We start from the raw sequence: 22749 nt of genomic DNA, 5'->3' as shown, positions 1-22749 counted from the left end.
GGGGACTCTCAACCCGTCTCCGCTATAATCTTGATGTTGATTTAAATCAAACTCGTTAACAATGATTTCTATGAAAAAACACCTCATTCTTTCCCAATTGACCCTTTGCGCAGCTTTGGCTCTAGTTGGTTTTGCTGCTCAAGCTCAGGATGTCAAGGGCTCGGCCCAAGCTGGCCAAGGCAAAGTTTGGCTCTGTATTGGTTGCCATGCAATTCCTGATTACCGCGCCGACTATCCTTTGGTCTACAAAGTACCCATGATTGGCGGTCAAAACGCTGCCTACATTGCCGGTTCTTTAGCGGCTTACAAGAAGGGCGAAAGAAAGCATCCAACAATGCGAGCGATCGCAGCTAGCCTGTCTGATCAGGACATGGCCGATATTGGTGAGTACTACGCCGCGCAAACCACTAGCTCGCCCAAAAACCCATTGAAGTGATTTTTAGAGACACGTTTATGAAATTCGCACTGATTACTGCTATTTTATTTTCCAGCATTGGCTTTGCTCAAGCTTCTAGCATTGACAAAGGTAAGACTCTGGTAGAGAAGGCCAATTGCGCCGCCTGTCACGGTGCCAACCTCAATGCGCCAATCCTACCTGCTTATCCAAAGCTAGCTGGACAATATCCAGAATATCTTTACTATGCCTTACGCGCCTATCAAGTGGGCAATTCCAATCCTCAATTTGGTCGCAATAATGCAATTATGAGCTCTCAGTCCCAACCCTTTTCCGATGCCGATCTTAAGGATATGGCTGCTTATATCGCATCACTGCCTGGAAATTTCGTAGTAAAGAAATAGAATTCCAGCACTCTAGTATTTACCGAAAGGCTTAGGTTGATCACCTAAGCCTTTGTTCTTTAAGGGGTTTCACTCCCTGTATCTAAGGTTAGATTACTGGGCTGCTTCCAGTCCATGAGCCAGGTGTTTACGCATAGCTGCTTCGGCAGCTAAAGGATCTCTTTTGAGGATGGCTTGGAGAATCTCGCGATGCTCAATTAGTGAGCTTAGCAAGCGACCATTCCTACTTAATGAATCTCGCCTTTGTAGTTTAAGAACTTTGCGTAAATCAGCGATGACTCCATTCATCCAAGGGTTGCCGGCAATTTCTTGGATCAATTCATGAAATTTGACATTAATCTCAAAAAATTGGCCCATATCTCTGTCAGCTGCAGCCTTTTCTAGGCGGTGGTGCAGATCATCTAGCTGGGTCAGTTGCGCTTCAGTTGCCTTGAGAGCCGTTTCTTTTGCAGCCTGACCCTCCAGGAGGGATAGAACAGTAAAGATTTGCTCTAAATCACGCCTTTCAACCTCAGTAACGTAAGCACCTTTATTCATTTTGGTGGTTACGAGCCCCTCTGAGGCAAGTACTTTGATTGCTTCACGCATGGGTGTGCGGCTAATGCCAAATGCTAAAGCCAGACTTTGCTCATCCAACCAGCTACCTGGAGCTAATTCATGAGCAAAGATTTGCTCTCGCAGACGTTCGGCAACATCTTCGTAAAGTGGCCTGTTAATGAGTTTTGTATTCATAATTATGTATACAGTATCTAGACAAATTCAGAAATGTCAAGCAAAATGGGTGTTCATTTTTAGTGACAACGTAGTAAAGCCAAAGGAGCGCTTTATGAGTGCGAGTGGAAAAAAGCCTGCAACGAATTCAACAAACAGTTGGCCCAATGTGCCGGATAGCAATCTGGATGACTGGAAAAAATCTGCCCAAAAGTCTGCGCCTAATGGCGATATTAATAAATTGGGCTGGCAGACCCCGGATGGAATTCATCTAAAAGCCTTGTACACAGCAGAAGATATCGATGGCCTTCAGTACACACATTCATTGCCAGGATTTGAGCCTTTTGTTCGCGGACCTCAAGCAACGATGTATTCGGTGCGTCCATGGACTATTCGCCAATATGCGGGTTTCTCAACCGCGGAGGAATCGAATGCCTTTTATCGAAAAGCGCTGGATGCGGGTGGCCAAGGTGTCTCCGTAGCATTTGACTTGGCAACACATCGCGGTTATGACTCTGATCATCCGCGTGTTACCGGTGACGTTGGTAAAGCTGGTGTCGCAATTGATTCCGTAGAAGATATGAAGATTTTGTTTGATGGCATTCCATTGGACAAAGTATCTGTTTCGATGACGATGAATGGCGCAGTTTTACCTGTGCTAGCAGGCTACATTGTGGCTGGTGAAGAGCAGGGCGTTAAACAAGAATTGCTATCAGGGACCATTCAGAATGACATTCTGAAAGAGTTTATGGTGCGTAATACCTATATCTATCCACCTGAGCCCTCTATTCGAATCATTGGTGACATCATTGAGTACACCGCCAAGCATATGCCTAAATTTAACTCGATCTCAATTTCGGGTTACCACATGCAAGAAGCGGGTGCGAACCAAGTTCTTGAATTAGCGTTTACCTTGGCGGATGGTAAAGAGTATGTCAAAACCGCACTGGCCAAGGGATTAGATGTCGATGGCTTTGCCGGTCGCCTTTCTTTTTTCTTTGCTATTGGCATGAACTTTTACTTAGAAGTAGCCAAGTTGCGCGCAGCACGACTACTGTGGTGGCGCATCATGAAATCATTTGAACCTAAAAATCCAAAGTCCTTAATGTTACGTACACATTGCCAAACATCAGGCTGGTCATTAACAGAGCAAGATCCCTACAACAATGTTGTGCGTACGACTGTAGAGGCAATGGCAGCGGTGTTTGGTGGTACACAGTCTTTGCATACGAACTCATTTGATGAGGCAATTGCCTTACCATCCGAGTTCTCCAGTCGCATTGCTCGTAATACCCAATTGATTCTCCAGGAAGAGACGCACATCACGAGCGTGATCGATCCTTGGGCCGGCTCCTACATGATGGAAAACCTCACCCAAGAAATGGCTGACAAAGCTTGGGAGATTATTCAAGAAGTTGATGCTATGGGTGGTATGACGAAGGCGGTAGAAAGTGGTTGGGCTAAGCTGAAGATTGAAGCGGCTGCTGCCGAAAAGCAGGCCAAGATTGATTCTGGTTCTGATGTAATTGTTGGGGTAAATAAATACAAGCTCGATAAAGAAGATTTAGTCGATGTCTTGATGATCGATAACGATAAGGTTCGTGAGAGCCAAATTGTCCGATTGAAAAATATCAAAGCAAAGCGCGACACTCATAAGGTAGAGGATGCATTAGCTGCATTAACTCAAGCTGCAGAAGATGGTTCCGGCAATTTACTAGAGTTGGCTGTTCAAGCCATTCGCTTACGTGCCACGGTTGGTGAAGTTTCTGATGCGTTAGAAAAAGTTTACGGGCGCCATCGCGCCGATACTCAAAAAGTGACTGGTGTGTATGCAGCTGCTTACGATTCAGCGGAAGGCTGGGAAAAATTGAAAGTAGAAATCGCTGAATTTGCAAAAGACTTCGGCCGTCGTCCACGCGTAATGATCGCAAAACTAGGCCAGGACGGCCATGATCGTGGCGCCAAGGTAGTGGCGACCGCCTTTGCCGATCTGGGTTTTGACGTGGACATAGGTCCTTTGTTTCAAACTCCAGAGGAGTGTGCTCGACAAGCGATCGAGAATGACGTTCATGCTCTTGGAGTCTCTACGTTAGCAGCAGGTCACAAGACTTTAGTTCCCGCGATCATCGCGGAGCTCAAAAGACAGGGATCCGATGACATCATCGTTTTCGTTGGCGGCGTTATTCCAAGACAGGATTACGAGTTCTTGTACGAAGCTGGTGTCAAAGGCATTTATGGACCCGGTACCCCGATTCCGGCTTCAGCTAAGGATGTACTAGAGCAGATTCGTAAATCTACAAAGCCACAGTAAGCGCAGACTAAATAAGGACGCATCCGCATGCTTAATGTAGTCGACCAAACTTTAGTGAATGATCTCACTAGCGAGCCTTCGTCATTACAGCGCCGTGCTTTAGCTAAGATTATTACTTTGCTTGAATCTACTCGCATGGATCACCGCAAACGTGCGGATGACGTGCTCAATGCTTTATTGCCGAAGACCGGAAAGTCGTTTCGTCTTGGGATTTCTGGAGTCCCTGGTGTGGGTAAATCGACTTTGATTGAAACCCTCGGCTTGTATTTGATTAACAAGGGCCACCGTGTTGCTGTGCTTGCAATCGATCCTTCTTCCAGTCTATCTGGGGGGTCTATTTTGGGCGATAAAACTCGTATGGAAAGGCTATCCGTTTTGGATAACGCGTTCATTCGACCAAGCCCATCTTCCTGTACCTTAGGCGGTGTTGCTGAAAAAACCCGTGAAGCCATGTTGGTTGCTGAGGCAGCTGGTTTTGACATTGTGATCGTAGAAACGGTCGGGGTTGGGCAAAGTGAGATTGCAGTTGCTGGCATGACAGACATGTTCTTGCTAATGCAATTACCTAATGCTGGCGATGATCTTCAGGCCATTAAAAAAGGCGTTATGGAAATTGCCGATCTGATTGTGATCAATAAGGCGGATATCGATCCTGATGCCGCCATGCGTGCGCAATTATTTATTACGAGTTCGCTTCGTCTTTTGGGTTTTCAGGGAAACCCTGAACACGCTTCTCACAATCAAGAGTTTTGGCATCCCACCGTAATGACTCTGAGTGCTTTAGAAGGAGTGGGACTGCCAGAGTTGTGGGAAAAAATTCTACGTTTCCAAGAACTACAAAATGCAAACGGTCTCCTACAGGCTCGTCGCAAAGCACAATCAGGCGCTTGGATGTCGGATCGAATTGATGCTGGACTTAAAAATGCTTTTCAGAACCACCCAGCAGTTCAGGCACTGTTGCCTGATTTAAGCGCTCAAGTAAATCAAGGAACTATGGCTGCTTCAGTTGCGGCAAGGCGTTTACTTGAGGCAATGGGGCACGAATTTTTCTAAGGAATAGTTATGAAAGAAATCATTCAGCAGCTTGAAGCCAAGCGTGAACTTGCCAGACTCGGTGGCGGTCAAAAGCGTATTGCCGCTCAACATGCAAAGGGTAAGCTCACTGCACGTGAGCGCATTGAGCTTTTGTTGGATGCGGGAACTTTTGAAGAATGGGATATGTTTGTAGAACACCGCTGCCATGATTTTGGTATGGCTGATCAAGCCGTCCCTGGCGATGGCGTTGTGACGGGTTACGGCATGATTAATGGTCGTCTAGTGTTTGTATTCTCACAAGACTTTACTGTTTTGGGTGGCTCTCTTTCGGAGGCCCATGCAGAGAAGATTTGCAAGATCATGGATCAAGCAATTAAAGTTGGTGCACCGGTCATCGGCTTGAACGACTCTGGTGGTGCACGCATCCAAGAAGGTGTTGCATCTTTAGGTGGCTATGCAGAAATTTTTCAGCGCAATGTAACTGCTTCTGGCGTCATTCCACAAATTTCTCTGATCATGGGGCCATCAGCTGGCGGCGCTGTCTACTCGCCAGCGCTAACGGACTTCATTTTCATGGTTAAAGATAGCTCATATATGTTTGTCACTGGACCAGAAGTGGTCAAGACTGTGACGCATGAAGATGTTACTGCAGAAGAGCTGGGTGGTGCTATTACACACTCTACCATCTCAGGTGTTTGTGATTTGGCATTTGATAATGACGTGGATGCAATCATGATGCTCCGTCGTTTCTTTAACTACCTGCCATTATCTAATCGTGAAAAACCGCCCATGATCAATGGAGCGATGCGTACTGAAGAGCCTGATTTTTCACTGGATACCCTAGTTCCAAGCAACCCCAATCAACCATACGACATGAAAGAGTTGATCGAAAAGATTGTCGATGATGGTGAGTTCTTTGAATTACAGCCAGACTATGCAAAAAATATTTTGATCGGCTTTGCCCGTATGGAAGGTCGCTCGATTGGGATTGTTGCTAATCAGCCTTTAGTGTTGGCAGGTTGCTTAGACATCAAGGCATCCATTAAAGCTGCACGTTTTGTGCGTTTTTGTGATGCATTCAATATTCCTGTCGTGACATTGGTAGATGTGCCTGGTTTTATGCCGGGGACAGCGCAAGAATACGGCGGAATTATTAAGCACGGCGCCAAATTGCTATATGCCTATGCTGATTGCACGGTGCCGAAGGTGACATTGATTACTCGCAAAGCATATGGAGGCGCTTATGACGTGATGGCCTCTAAGCATCTGCGTGGGGATGTTAACTTTGCCTGGCCCTCAGCTGAAATTGCTGTCATGGGTCCGAAAGGTGCTGTAGAGATCATCTTCCGAGAGGAGAAGTCAAACCCCGAGAAAATCACTGCACGTGAAGCTGAATACAAAGCCAAGTTTGCCAATCCTTTTGTTGCAGGCCGTCGTGGTTATATTGACGATGTGATCCTGCCACATGAAACCCGCAAGCGTATCTCACGGTCCTTGGCCATGCTTAAAGATAAAGAGCTCACTAACCCAGCTCGTAAACACGGCAATATTCCCCTTTAAGGCGCCGATACATCATGACTACGAAAATGTTTAAGAAGATTTTGATTGCGAATCGCGGTGAGATTGCTTGCCGTGTGATGAAAACAGCCAAGAAGATGGGCATCAAGACGGTGGCTGTGTATTCCGAAGCGGATAGAGAGGCGCGTCATGTGCAAATGGCTGATGAGGCTGTGTGTATAGGGCCAGCACCATCACGTGAATCCTATCTACTGATCGATCGCATCATTCAGGCCTGTAAAGATACTGGTGCTGAAGCAGTTCATCCTGGGTACGGATTTCTGTCTGAAAATGAACAGTTTGCCCGTCGCTGCGAGGAAGAGGGTATCGTTTTCATCGGCCCTAAATATCAGTCGATTGCAGCTATGGGCGACAAGATTGCCTCCAAAAAATTAGCCATAGAAGCGAAGGTTAATACGATTCCTGGTTTTAATGAAGCGATTGAAAAGGCAGAAGATGCTGTCAAGATTGCTCAGGGCATTGGTTATCCAGTCATGATTAAGGCTTCTGCAGGTGGTGGCGGCAAGGGATTGCGGGTAGCCTTTAACGACAAAGAGGCTTTCGAGGGATTTACGGCTTGCCGTACTGAAGCGCTCAATAGTTTTGGAGATGACCGTGTCTTCATTGAGAAATTTGTAGAAGGTCCGCGCCATATTGAGATTCAGGTGCTAGGTGACTCGAAGGGGAACATTGTGTATCTGGGTGAGCGTGATTGCTCGATTCAACGGCGTCATCAAAAGGTGATTGAAGAAGCCCCATCCCCATTTATTGATCCTGCCACTCGTAAGGCAATGGGAGAGCAAGCCGTTTCTTTGGCGAAGGCTGTGAATTACCAATCTGCAGGTACTGTGGAATTTGTGGTGGGCAAGGATAAGTCCTTCTACTTCCTGGAGATGAATACCCGTTTACAGGTAGAGCACCCAGTCACGGAAGGTATCACGGGTCTTGATCTAGTAGAGCAGATGATTCGGGTGGCTGCTGGTGAGCAGTTAGCATTTAAGCAAGAAGATATTCAACTCAATGGCTGGTCAATGGAATGCCGTATTAACGCCGATGACCCATTTCGCAATTTCTTACCATCGACTGGACGATTGGTGAAATATCGACCTCCAGCCGAGAAGGATGGCGTTCGTGTAGATACCGGTGTCTACGAGGGTGGCGAGATTCCGATGTACTACGACTCCATGATTGCGAAGTTAATTGTTCATGGCAAAGATCGTACTGAGGCAATTGAAAAGATGCGTGCCGCACTGAATGATTTCGTGATTCGCGGCATTCATTCAAATATTCCTTTTCAGGCGGCTTTATTGCAACACCCACGCTTCGTATCTGGCGATTTCACTACTGGCTTTATTGCTGAAGAATACCCGGATGGTTTCAAAAAAGATTCTGTACAACCCTCGGATCCTAGACGCTTAGCAGCGCTCGCTGCTTTTATGCGTTATCGTTATCTTGAGCATATCCAGATGATTGATGGTCAATTAGCTGGTCATGAAATGACAATAGCAAAACAGTTTGTCGTTGTGACTGGTGCGCGTGTTGGCTCTAGTGAAGATATCCAAGAGATTCCAATTCGAGTTGAGTTGAAAGATGGTATTTACTCTGTCTATATTGAACAAGAAGGCGATATTAGTCGTTACGATATCGCTAGCAATTGGCGCCCAGGCGAGATTTGTTTGCGCGCAACTATTAATGGCGCTCAACATGTCACGGCGCAAGTCGAGCGAAATGGCGTCAAATACACATTAATTTTAGATGGCGCGCAATACGAATGCATGGTTTTAAGTCCTCTAGGCGCAGAGTTACAGCGTCGCATGTTGGTGAAAGTTCCACCGGATACCTCTAAATTAGTGATGTCACCGATGCCCGGGCTATTAACCAATATTGCTGTCAAAGCTGGTGATACAGTCACAGCCGGTCAAAAATTAGCTGCGATTGAAGCAATGAAAATGGAGAATACTTTGCTTGCTGCTCAAGACGGCGTAGTTGCTGAAGTTTGCGCTAATGTAGGCGAAAGTCTGGCAGTTGATCAATTGATTATCCGTTTCGAATAAGGCGCATCGTGAATAAGCCATTTAAAATATTAGGTATTCAGCAGGTTGCTATTGGCGGTGCAGATAAGGATCGCCTTCGAAAGCTTTGGGTAGATTTATTGGGTTTTGAATACAAGAGTACCTTTGTATCTGAGCGTGAAAACGTGGATGAAGATATTTGCGCAATTGGCCATGGTGCACATGAGATTGAAGTCGATCTCATGCAGCCATTAGATGTCGACAAAAAACCTGCTGTTCATCAGACGCCTTTAAATCATATTGGCCTCTGGGTTGATGATCTTCCGATTGCTGTGGAATGGCTGTCAGAACAAGGTCTACGTTTTGCACCCGGTGGCATTCGTAAGGGGGCGGCAGGTTATGACATCACCTTTGTGCACCCTAAGGGAAATGAAGAATTTCCATTTTGCGGTGAGGGCGTATTAATAGAGCTGGTTCAGGCTCCACCAGCTATCATTGCGGGTCTAAGTACATAAGCAATAAAGTGAGCCTAAATTGACCCGCATACTGGCCATCGACACCTCCTCTGCATGGTGTTCGGTGGCCTTATCTTTAGATGATGAAAGCCCGTTAGTCCGTCACCGCCAGGTGTCGGCGGGCGCTAGTCAACTCCTATTGCCTTGGGTTGAAGAATTGCTCAATGAGACCGCCAGCAAACTCTCCTCACTTGATGCCATTGCTGTTGACATTGGTCCCGGTGCTTTCACTGGCGTTCGTTTGGGTGTTGCTGTTGTCCAGGGTCTAGCAACTGCTGCCAAGTTACCCGTATTGCCTGTAGCCAGTTTGGATGCCATGGCTAACCAATTGGTACTAGAGCCTGGATTTATTAGCAGCAGCGCCCAATCTTTCGCTATTGCTGTGGATGCTCGCATGGGTGAAGTCTATTGGGCAAAGTATCGAACAGTTCACAATCAAGTGCCGCAGCGTTTGGGGGATATCCATTTAAGTAGCCCGGAATTAGTGGAGTTGGGTAATATCGAGTATCTTGCCGGTAATGCCATTTTGGAGTTTGGAGACCGTCTGTTTGCATCCATTAAGAGTCCACCTCCCGCTAGCCACTTGGGTCTCGATATTCGTGTTAATGCACAAGGTGTTTTGGCTTGCGCACAAGATATGTGGCGCAAAGGTCTGCAGCAAGATGTTCATCTGCTAGAGCCCCTCTATGTTCGTAATAAAGTTGCACTGACCTCTGTAGAGCGCAGCCAACAACATGGTTGATAACAACAGCGCATTACAGTCTGGTGCAGAAGGGGTATCCGAGCTTTCTTTCTTGCCGATGACGACTGCAGACCTTAATGCAGTTTTGTCAATTGAATCGGTTTCACATATACATCCATGGACTAAAGGTAATTTTTCCGACTCCCTTGCTGCAGGGCATTGGGCCTATTGCGTGAGACCACAACTAGCTGATGCGGTAAAAGGCAGTTATTTGGATCCAGAGATTCTGTGGGCCTATTGCATCTTGTTTCCTGGAGTAGATGAGTTGCATCTCCTCAACATCACCGTATCACCAAAACTACGTCGTCTGGGTATTGGCGCAAAAATGATGCATGCGATTGAAGGCGTTGCCGCTCAGCAAGGCATGCCACGGATCATCCTAGAAGTTAGACCAAGCAATATGAATGCGCTTCAGCTTTACCAGAGCTTGGGCTATGAGCAAATTGGTACGCGTAAAAACTATTACCCTGTAGATGTCGCAAGTGGTTTGCGTGAAGATGCATGGGTTTTTGCTAAATCGATTAAGCTTGAGGTATGAACATGCCTGCCAACTCCACTTTTCTTAAAGAGATGGGTATTACCGAGTGGACTTTACGGGATGCTTCTCCAAATACAAGCCAAGCGATAGTTGCTGCAGAGGAAAGTGGTAGTCAGGCACTCAATGCTGTCAATGAAACGATGGTGGCAAATGAAACTACTTCGACCACTGAAGCAAAAGTAAGAGTGTCTTATGGAATCTGGTGGTTTTTTGGTAGCAAGCCTCAAGGTGAAGCAGAAGTCCTTTTTCAGAATACGATTCGGGTGCTGGGCTTAACCCCACAAGAGTGGACTTGGAAAAGTCCTTTGGAAACATTCAACCCTGAACTATTGCCGCAAGATGGAACGCCCATAGTGGCGTTAGCTTTTGGTGGCCCTGCCGCACAAAAGTTATCGGGTGAGCGCGATGGGTTGGCTGAATTACGAGAAACTGTCTTGGCCATGAGTGCTGATGGTGCTGAAGATTTACCGCTGATTGCTACTTTTGAATTCAATCAGCTGCTTGCAAGTCCAAAGAATAAGGCCTTGTTTTGGCAAGATCTATTACTTGCCAAATCGGTATTACAAAACACCTAAGCCTACAGTTTAGTGTTTGTGCTCACCAATCAGGTGCATTGAGTCATACTCAGCTTGATTGGCGGTATGGCGCTTAATAACCAGCCACATGATGATGCTAACTGCTACACCAAAGCCAATGATGACTCCTTGAATTGGCGCATCAAGCCAAATTAATCCAGAGTAGATTAAGAGCATCATCAACACAGAAATATTTTCATTGAAGTTTTGCACTGCAATAGAGTGTCCGGCAGACATGAGTACATGGCCACGATGTTGCAGTAGTGCATTCATTGGCACCACAAAATAACCTGCTAACCAGCCAACCAAAATAAGTAAGAAGTACGCCGGCAATAAATTGAGCGAGATGTCAAAACCGGCAATAGAGAAAATCGTTGTATTTGGTAGCATATCGGAGTTGTATACAGCCATTACACAGACCACTAAACCCATAGCAATACCGTATGGGAGCACTTTGAGCGAACTGCGAAGAGGAATGCGGCAAGCTGCATAAACGGCCCCACCCGCAACACCAAAAGCGGAGATTGCTTGCAGAATGGCCCCTTGGGATAGGGTCATGTGCAAGGACACCTGAGCCCACTTAATCACAATAAATTGCAACGTGGCACCGGCACCCCAAAACAAGGTGGTCACTGCAAGTGAAATCTGACCAAGCCTATCGTTCCAAAGCGTCGTAAAGCAATGCGAAAAGTCTTTTATCAACTCAATTGGGTTGGTCTTTTGTGACTCATATCGCGCTCCAGTATCTGGAATGCGAAGATTAATCAGTGCCGCAAGCACGTAAATCATCATGATGATCAAAATGGCCGATTCTGCTGCAGTGTCTATATTAGTCTCAAGGATGGGCATATCCAGCCCCAGCAGACTTTGAGAAACCGACTTGCTAATCAAAACGCCACCAAGTACGGTGCCCATAATGATTGAGCCTACAGTCAGCCCTTCAATCCAGCCGTTAGCTGCTACCAGTTTTTCCGGGGGGAGTAATTCTGTCAAGATGCCGTATTTAGCTGGAGAGTAGGCGGCTGCGCCTAAACCCACGATCGCATAGGCCAGCAAAGGGTGGCTTCCAAAGAGCATCACTACGCAGCCAACGAATTTAATCGTATTGGTAATGAACATGACATTACCTTTAGGGCGGGAGTCTGCAAAGGCCCCCACAAAGGCTGCTAAGACAACATATGAGAGAACGAAGAACAATTTGAGTAAAGGAGTCATCCAGGCCGGAGCTTCGAGCTGGACCAAGAGGGCAATCGCTGCAATCAGCAATGCATTATCAGCAAGCGACGAAAAAAATTGCGCCGCCATAATGGTGTAAAAACTGCGGTTCATTCGTACAATCTAGTCATGAATGTTATTAAAGCATGAAAGGAGGGGTGAATATGAGCACATTAGTAAATCGCTTGATTAATAGACCAATCATCGCAACTATACACACAGACGCCTTTCGTCATAACTTAGGCCGTATTCGTGAGCTTGCCCCGGAATCCAAGATTTGGTCGGTTGTAAAGGCGAAGGCCTATGGCCATACCTTAGGTGCAGTTTTGCAGGGTCTTGAATCTACTGATGGTTTTGCACTTCTGGATATTGCAGATGCACAATGGTTGAGAGACCATGCTTGGGGTGGGCGTATTTTGTTGCTAGAAGGACTTTTTAGCGAACAAGAGCTTGAATTAGCCGTTAAGCTCAAATGTGACTTGGTTATTCATAGTCAAAAACAGCTAGAGTGGCTCGAGTCCTTTCAGAACCGCTCGAACCAGCAAATCAATGTTTTCTTGAAATTGAATTCTGGTATGAATCGCCTCGGTTTTAAGCCTGAGCAATACCGCGCAGCTTTTCATCGCTTGCACGCCGCTGGTTATCGCCTGCATCACATGACCCACTTTGCTAACGCGGATCAAGTCGAGCGATCGCCCTCCGTTGGTGAGCAAATGGAGTGTTTTGAGAAAGTCACTACTGGTTTAGATGCACCATGTTCCCTAGCCAACTCCGCGGCAATCCTTTGGCACCGTAATGCCTTAGGCGATTGGGTTCGCCCCGGAATTCTGTTGTACGGCGTTTCGCCTACTGGAGTTCATGCTGACATTGTGCGCTCTGACTTTCATCCTGTTATGCAATTACGCAGTGAAATTATTGATATTCAGGAGTTGAAAAAAGGTGATCACGTAGGTTACGGTGGCCGCTATCAAGCACCGGAAGATATGTTGATCGGTGTGATTGCCTGTGGATATGCTGATGGGTATCCCCGTCATGCTGGGGATGGAACGCCAGTGTGGGTTGAAGCTGCCGATGCTCAGGGCGGCGGCGTGATTTGTCCAATCGTTGGTCAAGTATCGATGGATATGTTGACTATTGATTTGCGAGGCGCGCCCAATGCAAAAATTGGCAGTATCGTCGAACTATGGGGTAGTGAGGTGCCAGTAGATGATGTGGCCCAAATGAGCGGAACCATTGGCTATGAGCTCATTTGCGCTTTGGCGCAAAGGGTGCCGGTAGTAATCAAGTAGGGCAACTTGATTACTGGGGAGCGCATTACTTATTCCAGATTTGCCACCAGCGACGCTCTTTTTGAACGCGTTGGCCAGTCACTAACATTTGGCTATCAGGGAAGTTCAATTTGAAGACCCGTGCTGAGTCATTGCTCAGATCAACCATGCCAAGCTTTTCGTAGGATTTCACTAATAAGTAGAGTGCCTCTTCAACTGCTGGCGCACGATCATAATCACGAATTACCATTTGCGCTCGATTAGCGGACGCTAGGTAAGCGCCACGCTGATAGTAGAAACGGGCAACAATCACATCTGCCTCAGCCAGTGAGTTGACAATATAGCGCATGCGATCCAAAGAATCCGGCGCATATTTACTATCGGGGAAACGTTCAACCACTACTTTAAAAGATTCAAAAGCTTCTTTAGCTGCCTTTGGATCTCTCTCGCTGAGATCTTGGCCTGTAAATTTACCAAGCCAACCTAAATCATCATTAAAGCTAATGAGACCTTTGAGGTAGTAGCCATAATCTAAACTAGGACTTCCTTGATGGAGTTTAATGAAGCGATCAATCGCAATTTGCGCTTGAGCTTGCTCTTGTGCTTTCCAGTAACAATAAGCCGCATTAATTTGTGCTTGTTGCGAGTAAGGTCCGAAGGGAAAGCGACCTTCTAGTTTCTCAAAGTATTTACCGCACTTTGCAAAATCACCATCATTAAGTTTGGCATTTGCTTCTGAGTACAGCTTGGTTTCTGACCAAATATCGGTATCGTCTTTTTGGCCATCGCTACCAGCACAACCACTGAGTATGAGGCAGGCGACACTTGTGCCGGCAATCAGATTGACGAGGGATTTTCTAGAAGATAGCCCAAGTTTGGCAGCAAGCCTTAAACTGGCGTCTGTAATAACGTCCGACATAACTAAAAGGCTCTTTAAGCGTGGCATTGCCGCATACTCCCGATTCGAATCCCACCGATTATATCGATGAAGAGGATTTCATAGCCCTAGAAGTTCCCGATGATGTGAGCGGCGAGCGTTTGGACAAATTTTTAGGGGGTGCTTTACCCGATTATTCACGGAACCGGCTTAAGGCCTGGGTGGAGGCTGGTGCTGTTACTGTTGATGGAAAGGTCACCAAAGTTCGCCATTTGCTGCGTGGGAGCGAGAGTATCAAGGTATTTCCTCAAGAAATGCCCGAACAGTTTGCTTTTGCCCCCGAAAACATCCCTTTGGACGTGGTCTACGAGGACGACACAATTATTGTGGTTAATAAGCCTGCTGGATTGGTGGTTCATCCCGCAGCAGGCAATTGGACTGGAACACTACTCAACGGCTTGTTATATCGATTTCCGGAGCTAAAGCTACTGCCTAGGGCGGGGATTGTGCATCGTCTGGATAAAGATACCTCTGGATTGATGGTGGTTGCTCGAACCGATATCGCCCAAACGTCCTTGGTTAGGCAGTTACAAGAACGTACTGTTGGCCGTCGTTATCTATCGTGGGTATGGGGCGATGCTCCCTCTCAAGGCAAGGTTCTTGCAACCGTTGGTCGCGACCAGCGAGATCGCTTAAAAATGGCTGCCGGATCTACTCAAGGTAAGCCTGCTGCTACCTTATTTCGTCGTCTTGCCAAAGGCCTATTCGCTGAAAGTCCCGTAGCTTTACTGGAGTGCCGCTTAGAAACCGGGCGTACCCACCAAATTCGAGTTCATCTTGAGTCTCTCGGATTTCCCTTGCTGGGCGATCCCGTCTATCGCAAAAGGACTCCGGGCGTCGCTAAGACCCTCCCTTTTCATCGTCAAGCGCTACATGCCTTTGCCCTGAGTTTGCAACATCCTGCCACTCAAGAGATCATGACCTGGTTTAGATTGCCCCCACAAGATTTAATGGATTTACTGCCTACAGTGGGGATGAGCGAGCTGGATCTGCCTCGGGAGGAGGCTTTATTGGCCTCCATTAAAAATGACCAGCGCCAGTAAAAAGATTCAGCCGGGTTGGGTCACGGCCCCGTCAATTCAAGCCTTCTGCACAACGAGATTGGGCGGAGTGAGCCAAGAGCCCTTTAACAGCCTGAATTTGGGCTTAAATGCCGGCGATGATCCGAGCTCTGTCTTGCAAAATCGGAGCATCTTGCGGACAGCTATTCCATCTGAGCCTCTTTGGTTAAGGCAGATTCACGGTATCAACGTCAGTACTCCGGCCTTAAGGCATTCAATGGGTGCTGGGCCCTTTGAGGCTGACGCCTCGGTGACCAACATTCCCAATGAAGTATTAGTGGTTCTGACCGCAGATTGCATGCCGGTATTGTTTGCAAGCAACAATGGCGATGTCATTGGTGCGGCACATGCTGGCTGGCGAGGTCTGAGTGGGGGAGTTTTGGAGCAGACTGTTAAAGCAATGCGTGAGATCTCTCCCAAGCTGGCCCCACAAGATATTTCAGCTTGGATGGGTCCAGCAATTGGGCCCACGCATTTTGAGGTGGGCGAGGATGTACTACAAGCTTTCTCGGAACAGCCTCAATCCATCCTATCAAGGGCATTTACCCCCATCAGCGGTCAGCCAGGCAAATACTTAGCCGACCTTTATCTTTTGGCTCGGGATCGCCTCGATTCTTTGGGTATTGCGCAGATTGGCGGTGGCGACTACTGCACCTTTAGCGATCCAGATCAATTTTTCTCCTATCGACGCGATAAGCAAACAGGGCGTTTCGCTTCTTTGATTTGGATTTCTGCATAGATCTAATCATGGCGTAAGAACCTGATTAGCTTTAGGGCTAGGGTTAGTGCGTATAACCCTTATAGCCTGATAGATGGAGAATGGTCTTAATCAATTGACGGGATCATTATGTTCGCAGGTATGAATACAGGTGTTGCGCCATCCCTGGCACCGCACCATATGGCGCTAATTCCCCCAGAGCGTTTGTCAGAAATTCAAAAAGAATATTTCGCTGAGTTTGCGCATCTAGCAACGAATCCTGAAGAAATTGAAGTAAAAGATCGTCGCTTCTCAGGTAAGGCTTGGCATTCTTCTTGGAGCAAGATGATTGCAGCAACCTACTTGCTGAACTCAAAGCATTTGTTAGCACTGGCTAAAGCAGTAGAGGCTGATGAAAAGACAAAAGTTAAAATTTTGTTCACTACCGAACAAATGATCGACGCTTTTTCACCATCTAACTTTATCGCAACTAATCCAGAAGTTCTGGAAAATATTATTAGCTCTCAGGGTCAATCGATTCAAAATGGAATCGTCAACCTGTTGGGTGATTTAAAAAAAGGCAAAGTATCCCAAACGGATGAAAGTGCTTTTGAAGTAGGTAAAAATATTGCCACTACTGAAGGCCAGGTCGTGTTTCGTAACGCGCTTTTTGAGTTGATTCAATACACCCCTTTAACCGAGACAGTGTACGAGCGTCCTTATCTAATGGTGCCGCCTTGTATTAATAAATATTACATTTTAGATTTGCAGCCGGATAACTCGCTTGTACGTTATATGGTTGAGCAAGGGCATACCGTTTTCTTAGTCTCTTGGAAAAATCCAGATGTCACTATGTCTCAGGTCACTTGGGATGACTATGTTGGCGATGGCGTCATCAAGGCGATTGAGGTCGCCAGGGATATCGGCGGAACAGAGCAGATTAATATACTGGGTTTTTGTGTTGGCGGCACATTAACTTCTAGCGCATTGGCAGTTTTGGCCGCACGCAAAAAAGATTATGTTGCTTGCTTAACCTTGCTCACAACTTTGCTGGATTTTAGTGATAGCGGTATCTTGGATGTCTTTATCGACGAAAGCATGGTCAAGCTTCGCGAGAGCACCATAGGTGGAGAGGGCGGGAATTACGGCATGATGTCAGGTCTTGACTTAGGCAATACATTCTCCTTCTTACGCCCCAATGATTTGGTATGGAATTATGTAGTAGAGAACTATCTCAAGGGAAATTCACCGCCACCATTTGACCTCCTGTATTGGAATGGTGACTCGACTAATTTGCCGGGACCTATGTATTGCTGGTACTTGCGCCATACCTATTTGCAAAATGAGTTAATTAAGCCAGGCAAACTCACTATGTGTGGTGAAAAGGTAGATCTTGGCAAGATTACTGTCCCTGCCTATATTTATGCGTCGCATGATGATCATATTGTTCCCTGGAAGTCTGCCTATGAATCTACTCAACTCCTCAAGGGTAAGAATCGATTTGTCTTAGGGGCTTCTGGTCATATTGCGGGCGTGATTAATCCGCCAGTAAAAAATAAACGTCATTATTTTGAAAACAACAAACTGGCCAAAACTGCTGATGCGTGGTTATCAGGAGCTAAGGACATCAAAGGTAGCTGGTGGCCTGACTACGCACAGTGGTTAGGGCAATTCGGCGGTAAGAAGATAAAAGCTAGTAAAACGTTTGGTAACAAGCAGTACAAAAAACTAGAGGCAGCGCCTGGTAAGTACGTGAAAGAAAAAATTAGTACAGCTGCTCAATAATATTTTCAAAAGGGGAATACATGTCACAAAAGATTGCATATGTCACCGGTGGTATGGGTGGAATCGGTACCGCTATTTGTCAGCGTCTGGCTAAAGATGGTTTTAAAGTCATCGCTGGTTGTGGCCCGAATTCTCCGCGAAAGGATCGCTGGATTGGTGAGCAGAAAGTCTTGGGCTATGACTTTATCGCCTCGGAGGGAAATGTTTCCGATTGGGATAGCACCGTTGCTGCCTTTGATAAAGTCAAGGCTGAAGTAGGGCGTGTCGATGTGCTGGTTAACAATGCCGGCATTACTAAAGACAGCGTTTTTCGTAAAATGACTCCAGAGGCCTGGAAGGCGGTAATTGATACCAACCTCAATTCATTATTTAATGTGACCAAGCAAGTGGTCGATGGTATGGCTGATAACGGATGGGGTCGTATTATCAATATCTCTTCAGTAAATGGTCAAAAAGGTCAGTTTGGACAATCCAACTACTCCACAGCTAAAGCGGGTTTACATGGTTTTACGATGGCCTTGTCACAAGAATTAGCCTCTAAAGGCGTTACGGTCAATACGGTTTCCCCTGGATATATTGGCACTGATATGGTTCGGGCGATTCGTGAGGATGTTCTTGAGAAGATTGTGTCTGGCATTCCAGTCAAGCGCCTTGGTACCCCTGAGGAAATCGCTTCTATTTGTTGTTGGATAGCTTCAGATGATGGCGGTTATGCCACTGGGGCAGACTTTTCATTAAATGGCGGTCTGCATACGGGTTAAATCAACCCAATTAATGTATTAACTAAGCCATCCTCGTCGGCATTTTTTACCTTTAGCTCAAATCTAGGGATAAACTATGCCGATGTTGCATTGCGGTATTGAATTTAGGAAAATTACATGGTCACACGCTCCAAAAAAACCAGCGATAGTCGCTTGATTAAGAAGTATCCGAATCGGCGTTTGTACGATACCCAAACCAGTACCTATGTGACCTTAGTCGACATCAAGAATTTAGTGATGGCAGGAGATACTTTTAGCGTTGTCGATGCAAAAACTGAGGATGACTTAACTCGCAATATTTTGCTGCAAATTATTTTGGAAGAAGAGGCGGGTGGAGCGCCTGTTTTTTCTACTCAAATGCTGTCTCAAATTATTCGCTTTTACGGAAACTCGATGCAGGGTCTGATGGGTAACTATCTAGAAAAGACCATGCAATCGTTTGTGGATATTCACAATAAGCTTGGTGACCAAACTCAAGGTTTGGGTTCAGGAAGTACGCCAGAAGCTTGGGCCAATATGCTGAACCTCCAAAACCCGATGATGCAAGGCTTGATGGGTAGCTATATGGAGCAAAGTAAAGATTTGTTTGTGAAGATGCAGGAGCAAATGCAAAATTCCCCGGCAATATTTAGCGGCTTCCCGTTCCCGGCGCAAGCCAATAAAACAGAAAAAGAATAGTCGTGGCTGGAAAAGTAGGTTTTGTTTCCTTGGGTTGTCCCAAGGCATTGGTTGACTCTGAATTGATTCTGACTCAATTGAGTGCCGAGGGCTATGAGACGGCTAAAGATTACGCTGGTGCAGATCTCGTGGTGGTGAACACTTGCGGCTTTATTGATTCTGCAGTTGAGGAGAGCCTAGCGGCGATTGGTGAGGCGCTTTCAGCGAACGGCAAGGTAATTGTGACCGGTTGTCTGGGTGCCCGTAAAAATGCGGATGGCAGTGATCTCATTCAGAGTATTCATCCAAAAGTCTTGGCAGTTACTGGCCCGCATGCTACAGAAGAGGTGATGCAGGCTATTCATTTGCATCTACCTAAGCCACATGATCCTTTTACGGATCTACTCCCACCAATTGGTGTGAAGTTAACGCCAAAGCATTATGCGTATTTAAAAATCTCTGAGGGCTGCAATCACCGCTGCACTTTTTGCATTATTCCGAGCATGCGTGGCGATTTAGTCTCCCGACCAATCGGAGAGGTGCTGCTTGAGGCCAAACGATTATTTGAGTCAGGCGTGAAAGAATTGCTGGTTGTTTCGCAAGATACGAGTGCCTATGGCGTTGACGTTCAATACCGTACCGGCTTTTGGGATGGCAAGCCTGTGAAGACTCGGATGTTTGACTTGGTAAACGCGCTAAATCTTATTGCACGAGAGCATCAAGCCTGGGTACGCCTGCATTATGTTTATCCCTATCCTCATGTGGATGACATTTTGCCCTTGATGGCAGAGTTTTCTGAGTACGGTTTCGGAGTATTGCCTTATTTAGATATTCCATTGCAGCATGCCCATCCTGATGTGCTCAAGCGCATGAAGCGTCCTGCGAGTGGTGAGAAAAATTTGGAACGCATTCAAGCTTGGCGCGCAGCATGTCCAGACTTAGTCATTCGAAGTACTTTTATCGCAGGGTTTCCTGGGGAGACCGAGGAAGAATTTCAGTATCTGCTGGATTTCCTAGATGAGGCCCAGATTGACCGTGCTGGCTGTTTTGCTTACTCGCCCGTTGATGGGGCAACAGCTAATGCACTAGACAATCCCGTACCAATTGAGATTCGTGAAGAGCGTCGCGCACGCTTTATGGCCAAGGCAGAGGAAATTTCGGTCAAGCGACTGGCTAAAAAGGTCGGTAAACGCATTCAGGTTCTGATTGATCGAGTAGACGAATCTGGTGGTATTGGTCGAACTACTGGTGATGCCCCTGAAATAGATGGTTTAGTGCGGGTTTTACCCCCAAGCAAGCCATCTAAGCGCTTCCGTGCTGGTGAAATCATCAAAGTGATGGTGATTAGCTCCCAAGGGCATGACCTAATAGCCGAAACTTGACTATTGGAATAAAAATATTAATTCAGTCTGAAGTTAAGGTCGTTTATTTGCCTAACAAGGCACAGCAAAGGGGATGGTTATGAGTCGTGATGTCGTCGTTTTAAGTGCTGTACGTTCAGCAATTGGTGCATTCAATGGATCATTGAGTAGCCTTGAGCCTTGTGAGCTCGGCGGTATCGTCATGAAAGAAGCGGTAGCCCGCTCTGGAGTCGATCCAGCTTTGATTAATTACATCACTGTCGGCAATACGATTCCTACTGACAATCGCTATGCCTATGTGGCGCGTGTTGCCTCTATTCAAGCTGGCCTGCCAATGGAATCTGTGGCAATGGGATTAAATCGCTTATGCAGCTCTGGTTTGCAAGCTATCGTTACAACGGCGCAAGCCATTATGTTGGGTGACTGCGACTATGGCGTTGGCGGTGGTGTTGAGGTGATGTCAAGAGGTATGTACGGCTCCCCAGCAATGCGCAGCGGTGCTCGTATGGGCGATACCAAAATGATCGACTTAATGGTGTCCGTCTTAACAGATCCATTTGGGGTTGGTCATATGGGCGTTACTGCAGAGAACCTCGTTGAAAAGTGGAAGCTCACCCGTGAAGAGCAGGATGCCTTGGCGGTGGAATCTCATCGTCGTGCGGCGCATGCCATTAAAGAAGGTCGATTCAAGTCACAAATTGTCCCCATCACGATCAAAACTCGCAAGGGTGATGTGGTGTTTGATACTGACGAGCATTGCAAGCCAGATACCACCATGGAAACTTTGGCGAAGATGAAGGCTGTCTTCAAAAAAGAAGGCGGTAGCGTAACTGCAGGAAATGCATCAGGCATTAACGATGGCGCAGCTTTCTTTGTATTGGCGGAAGCTGAAGCGGCTAAGAAGGCTGGTCACAAGCCAATCGCCCGTTTGGTGTCTTATGCCATTGCCGGCGTACCCAATCACATCATGGGTGAAGGACCAATTCCTGCAACTAAAATTGCCTTAGAGCGCGCTGGTCTGACCTTAGATCAAATTGATGTCATTGAATCGAATGAGGCTTTTGCAGCTCAAGCATTGGCCGTTACTAAGGGCTTGGGTTTAGATCCTGCTAAGACCAATGTCAACGGAGGCGCAATTGCTTTGGGTCACCCAATCGGTTGTTCAGGCGCTGCAATCGCTACGAAAGCTATTCATGAACTACATCGCGTCCAAGGTAAATATGCTTTAGTCACGATGTGTATCGGTGGCGGGCAAGGTATTGCAACCATTTTTGAGCGCCTCTAAGAAGCGCTTGCTACTGTTGCGGGGTTTGCTTTTTAACTAAGCAATTAGTAGTAAGGCTGCATCCAAGCCGACTCGGTCAAAAGCCGCGTCGGCTTTTTCTTTCACAATGGGCTTTGCTCGATAGGCAATGCTGATGCCAGATCCATGCATCATGGGTAGATCATTAGAGCCGTCACCTATGGTGATGGCGTTGGTCTTGTGGCAATTTAGGAGAGCGCAAGCTTGGTCAAGGTAGCCCGATTTAGCGGCACCATCAACAATGTCACCAATAACTTTCCCAGTGAGTTTGCCGTCAATTACTTCAAGTGTATTGGCTTGTGCTTGCTTAAAGCCTAACTCTCTTTGCAGCTTTTCTGTGAAGAAAGTAAACCCCCCAGAAACAAGTAGGGTGTAGAGATCCTGCTCATTTGCTCCAGCAAGCAATTCAGATGCGCCAGGGTTAAGACGTAAACGTTCTTGATAGACAGACTCCAGTACATTGGATGAAACGCCGGCTAAGAGTGCTACACGACGACGTAAGCTTTCCTTGAAATCCTTAATCTCACCACGCATTGTGGCTTCAGTGATTTCTGCAACAGCAGCTTTTTTGCCGGTGAAATCGGCGATCTCATCAATGCATTCGATGTTAATCAGAGTGGAATCCATGTCCATCGCTAAGACTGTTACTTCACTCGGTTTGAATCCTGGCGATAGGAAGGCTAAATCCGTATCGTGAGCTGCAGCAATATTGCGCATAGCAATCCGTGCCTCAGGCATTAAGACTTGATTGCTGATCCAGCGGCTAGTAAAGTATTTTGATTGGGAAAGTACCTTGCTGTCCTTTGTAATTTGTATACCCAGAACATTTGCGTGTTCAATGAGTGCCGCACTAAACTCAGTGGGAATCGGCTTATTCGCAAGGGCTACAAGGGTAATGTGGCTAGACATG

Annotated in this window: 22 protein-coding genes; 18 read left to right on the top strand and 4 right to left on the bottom strand. The window is 46.7% G+C overall.

From position 1 onward, the window contains the following. The first annotated feature begins 61 nt into the window (after positions 1–61). A complete protein-coding gene (locus DN92_RS05740; protein WP_437342744.1) occupies positions 62–436 on the top strand; it encodes a c-type cytochrome in 375 nt (124 codons plus the stop codon). 17 nt (positions 437–453) lie between these two features. Then, positions 454–798: a c-type cytochrome gene (locus tag DN92_RS05735; protein WP_173960346.1), complete on the top strand. Its 345-nt coding sequence runs from the start codon at positions 454–456 to the stop codon at positions 796–798. Between the two features lie 93 nt (positions 799–891). Here the strand turns inward: DN92_RS05735 and DN92_RS05730 are convergent, their stop codons facing one another. Beyond that, positions 892–1530, bottom strand: coding sequence for a GntR family transcriptional regulator (locus DN92_RS05730; protein WP_173960345.1), 639 nt, complete (start codon positions 1528–1530; stop codon positions 892–894). Between the two features lie 94 nt (positions 1531–1624). Here DN92_RS05730 and scpA point away from each other — a divergent pair, with 94 nt between their 5' ends. The 8 genes from scpA to DN92_RS05690 are packed head-to-tail and all read left to right on the top strand — an operon-like array spanning position 1625 to position 10794. After that, positions 1625–3820, top strand: coding sequence for a methylmalonyl-CoA mutase (gene scpA, locus DN92_RS05725; protein WP_254598260.1), 2196 nt, complete (start codon positions 1625–1627; stop codon positions 3818–3820). 27 nt (positions 3821–3847) lie between these two features. After that, complete coding sequence (gene meaB, locus DN92_RS05720; protein ID WP_173960344.1) at positions 3848–4873, top strand: methylmalonyl Co-A mutase-associated GTPase MeaB; 1026 nt, start codon at positions 3848–3850, stop codon at positions 4871–4873. Positions 4874–4882: 9 nt separating this feature from the next. Beyond that, positions 4883–6415 (top strand): acyl-CoA carboxylase subunit beta, encoded by a 1533-nt coding sequence (locus DN92_RS05715; protein WP_173960343.1) that lies wholly within the window; start codon positions 4883–4885, stop codon positions 6413–6415. Positions 6416–6441: 26 nt separating this feature from the next. After that, positions 6442–8466, top strand: coding sequence for an acetyl-CoA carboxylase biotin carboxylase subunit (gene accC / locus DN92_RS05710; protein ID WP_173961270.1), 2025 nt, complete (start codon positions 6442–6444; stop codon positions 8464–8466). 8 nt (positions 8467–8474) lie between these two features. Further along, positions 8475–8939 (top strand): VOC family protein, encoded by a 465-nt coding sequence (locus DN92_RS05705; protein ID WP_173960342.1) that lies wholly within the window; start codon positions 8475–8477, stop codon positions 8937–8939. A 19-nt stretch (positions 8940–8958) separates the two neighbouring features. Continuing rightward, complete coding sequence (gene tsaB / locus DN92_RS05700; protein WP_173960341.1) at positions 8959–9681, top strand: tRNA (adenosine(37)-N6)-threonylcarbamoyltransferase complex dimerization subunit type 1 TsaB; 723 nt, start codon at positions 8959–8961, stop codon at positions 9679–9681. Beyond that, positions 9674–10219 carry a GNAT family N-acetyltransferase gene (locus DN92_RS05695; RefSeq protein ID WP_173960340.1) on the top strand — a complete coding sequence of 182 codons (546 nt, stop codon included), beginning with the start codon at positions 9674–9676 and terminating at the stop codon, positions 10217–10219. Before tsaB ends, DN92_RS05695 begins: the two co-directional genes overlap by 8 nt. A gap of 2 nt (positions 10220–10221) precedes the next feature. Further along, entirely contained in the window at positions 10222–10794 is a 573-nt protein-coding gene (locus DN92_RS05690) for a uracil-DNA glycosylase family protein (RefSeq protein WP_217426009.1), read from the top strand. 9 nt (positions 10795–10803) lie between these two features. Here the strand turns inward: DN92_RS05690 and lplT are convergent, their stop codons facing one another. Then, entirely contained in the window at positions 10804–12123 is a 1320-nt protein-coding gene (gene lplT, locus DN92_RS05685) for a lysophospholipid transporter LplT (RefSeq protein WP_173960338.1), read from the bottom strand. 74 nt (positions 12124–12197) lie between these two features. On the opposite strand from lplT, the gene alr reads away from it, so the two are divergent. Next, positions 12198–13298, top strand: a complete 1101-nt coding sequence (gene alr, locus DN92_RS05680) for an alanine racemase (protein WP_173961269.1) — start codon at positions 12198–12200, stop codon at positions 13296–13298. A gap of 25 nt (positions 13299–13323) precedes the next feature. Here the strand turns inward: alr and DN92_RS05675 are convergent, their stop codons facing one another. Further along, a complete protein-coding gene (locus tag DN92_RS05675) occupies positions 13324–14196 on the bottom strand; it encodes an outer membrane protein assembly factor BamD (RefSeq protein WP_173960337.1) in 873 nt (290 codons plus the stop codon). 20 nt (positions 14197–14216) lie between these two features. Here DN92_RS05675 and DN92_RS05670 point away from each other — a divergent pair, with 20 nt between their 5' ends. The 7 genes from DN92_RS05670 to DN92_RS05640 all read left to right on the top strand — a co-directional run bounded on the left by DN92_RS05670 (position 14217) and on the right by DN92_RS05640 (position 21821). Further along, a complete protein-coding gene (locus DN92_RS05670) occupies positions 14217–15257 on the top strand; it encodes an RluA family pseudouridine synthase (RefSeq protein WP_173960336.1) in 1041 nt (346 codons plus the stop codon). Next, positions 15241–16014 (top strand): peptidoglycan editing factor PgeF, encoded by a 774-nt coding sequence (gene pgeF / locus DN92_RS05665; protein ID WP_173960335.1) that lies wholly within the window; start codon positions 15241–15243, stop codon positions 16012–16014. Before DN92_RS05670 ends, pgeF begins: the two co-directional genes overlap by 17 nt. A gap of 108 nt (positions 16015–16122) precedes the next feature. After that, complete coding sequence (gene phaC / locus DN92_RS05660; RefSeq protein ID WP_173960334.1) at positions 16123–17757, top strand: class I poly(R)-hydroxyalkanoic acid synthase; 1635 nt, start codon at positions 16123–16125, stop codon at positions 17755–17757. Between the two features lie 20 nt (positions 17758–17777). Continuing rightward, positions 17778–18518, top strand: a complete 741-nt coding sequence (locus DN92_RS05655) for a 3-ketoacyl-ACP reductase (protein WP_173960333.1) — start codon at positions 17778–17780, stop codon at positions 18516–18518. A 117-nt stretch (positions 18519–18635) separates the two neighbouring features. Then, positions 18636–19196, top strand: a complete 561-nt coding sequence (phaR, locus tag DN92_RS05650) for a polyhydroxyalkanoate synthesis repressor PhaR (protein WP_173960332.1) — start codon at positions 18636–18638, stop codon at positions 19194–19196. A 2-nt stretch (positions 19197–19198) separates the two neighbouring features. Further along, the gene (rimO, locus tag DN92_RS05645; protein WP_173960331.1) at positions 19199–20557 is read left to right on the top strand and encodes a 30S ribosomal protein S12 methylthiotransferase RimO; all 1359 of its coding nucleotides are present in this window, start codon (positions 19199–19201) and stop codon (positions 20555–20557) included. A gap of 79 nt (positions 20558–20636) precedes the next feature. Next, a complete protein-coding gene (locus tag DN92_RS05640; RefSeq protein WP_173960330.1) occupies positions 20637–21821 on the top strand; it encodes an acetyl-CoA C-acyltransferase family protein in 1185 nt (394 codons plus the stop codon). A 36-nt stretch (positions 21822–21857) separates the two neighbouring features. On the opposite strand, the gene serB is transcribed toward DN92_RS05640, so the two are convergent. Then, positions 21858–22748 carry a phosphoserine phosphatase SerB gene (gene serB, locus DN92_RS05635; RefSeq protein WP_173960329.1) on the bottom strand — a complete coding sequence of 297 codons (891 nt, stop codon included), beginning with the start codon at positions 22746–22748 and terminating at the stop codon, positions 21858–21860. Position 22749 lies beyond the last annotated feature (1 nt).

It is taken from the genome of Polynucleobacter arcticus (assembly GCF_013307205.1).
Taxonomy (GTDB): Bacteria; Pseudomonadota; Gammaproteobacteria; order Burkholderiales; family Burkholderiaceae; genus Polynucleobacter; species Polynucleobacter arcticus.
This window is presented reverse-complemented; position numbering and strand designations above follow the sequence as displayed.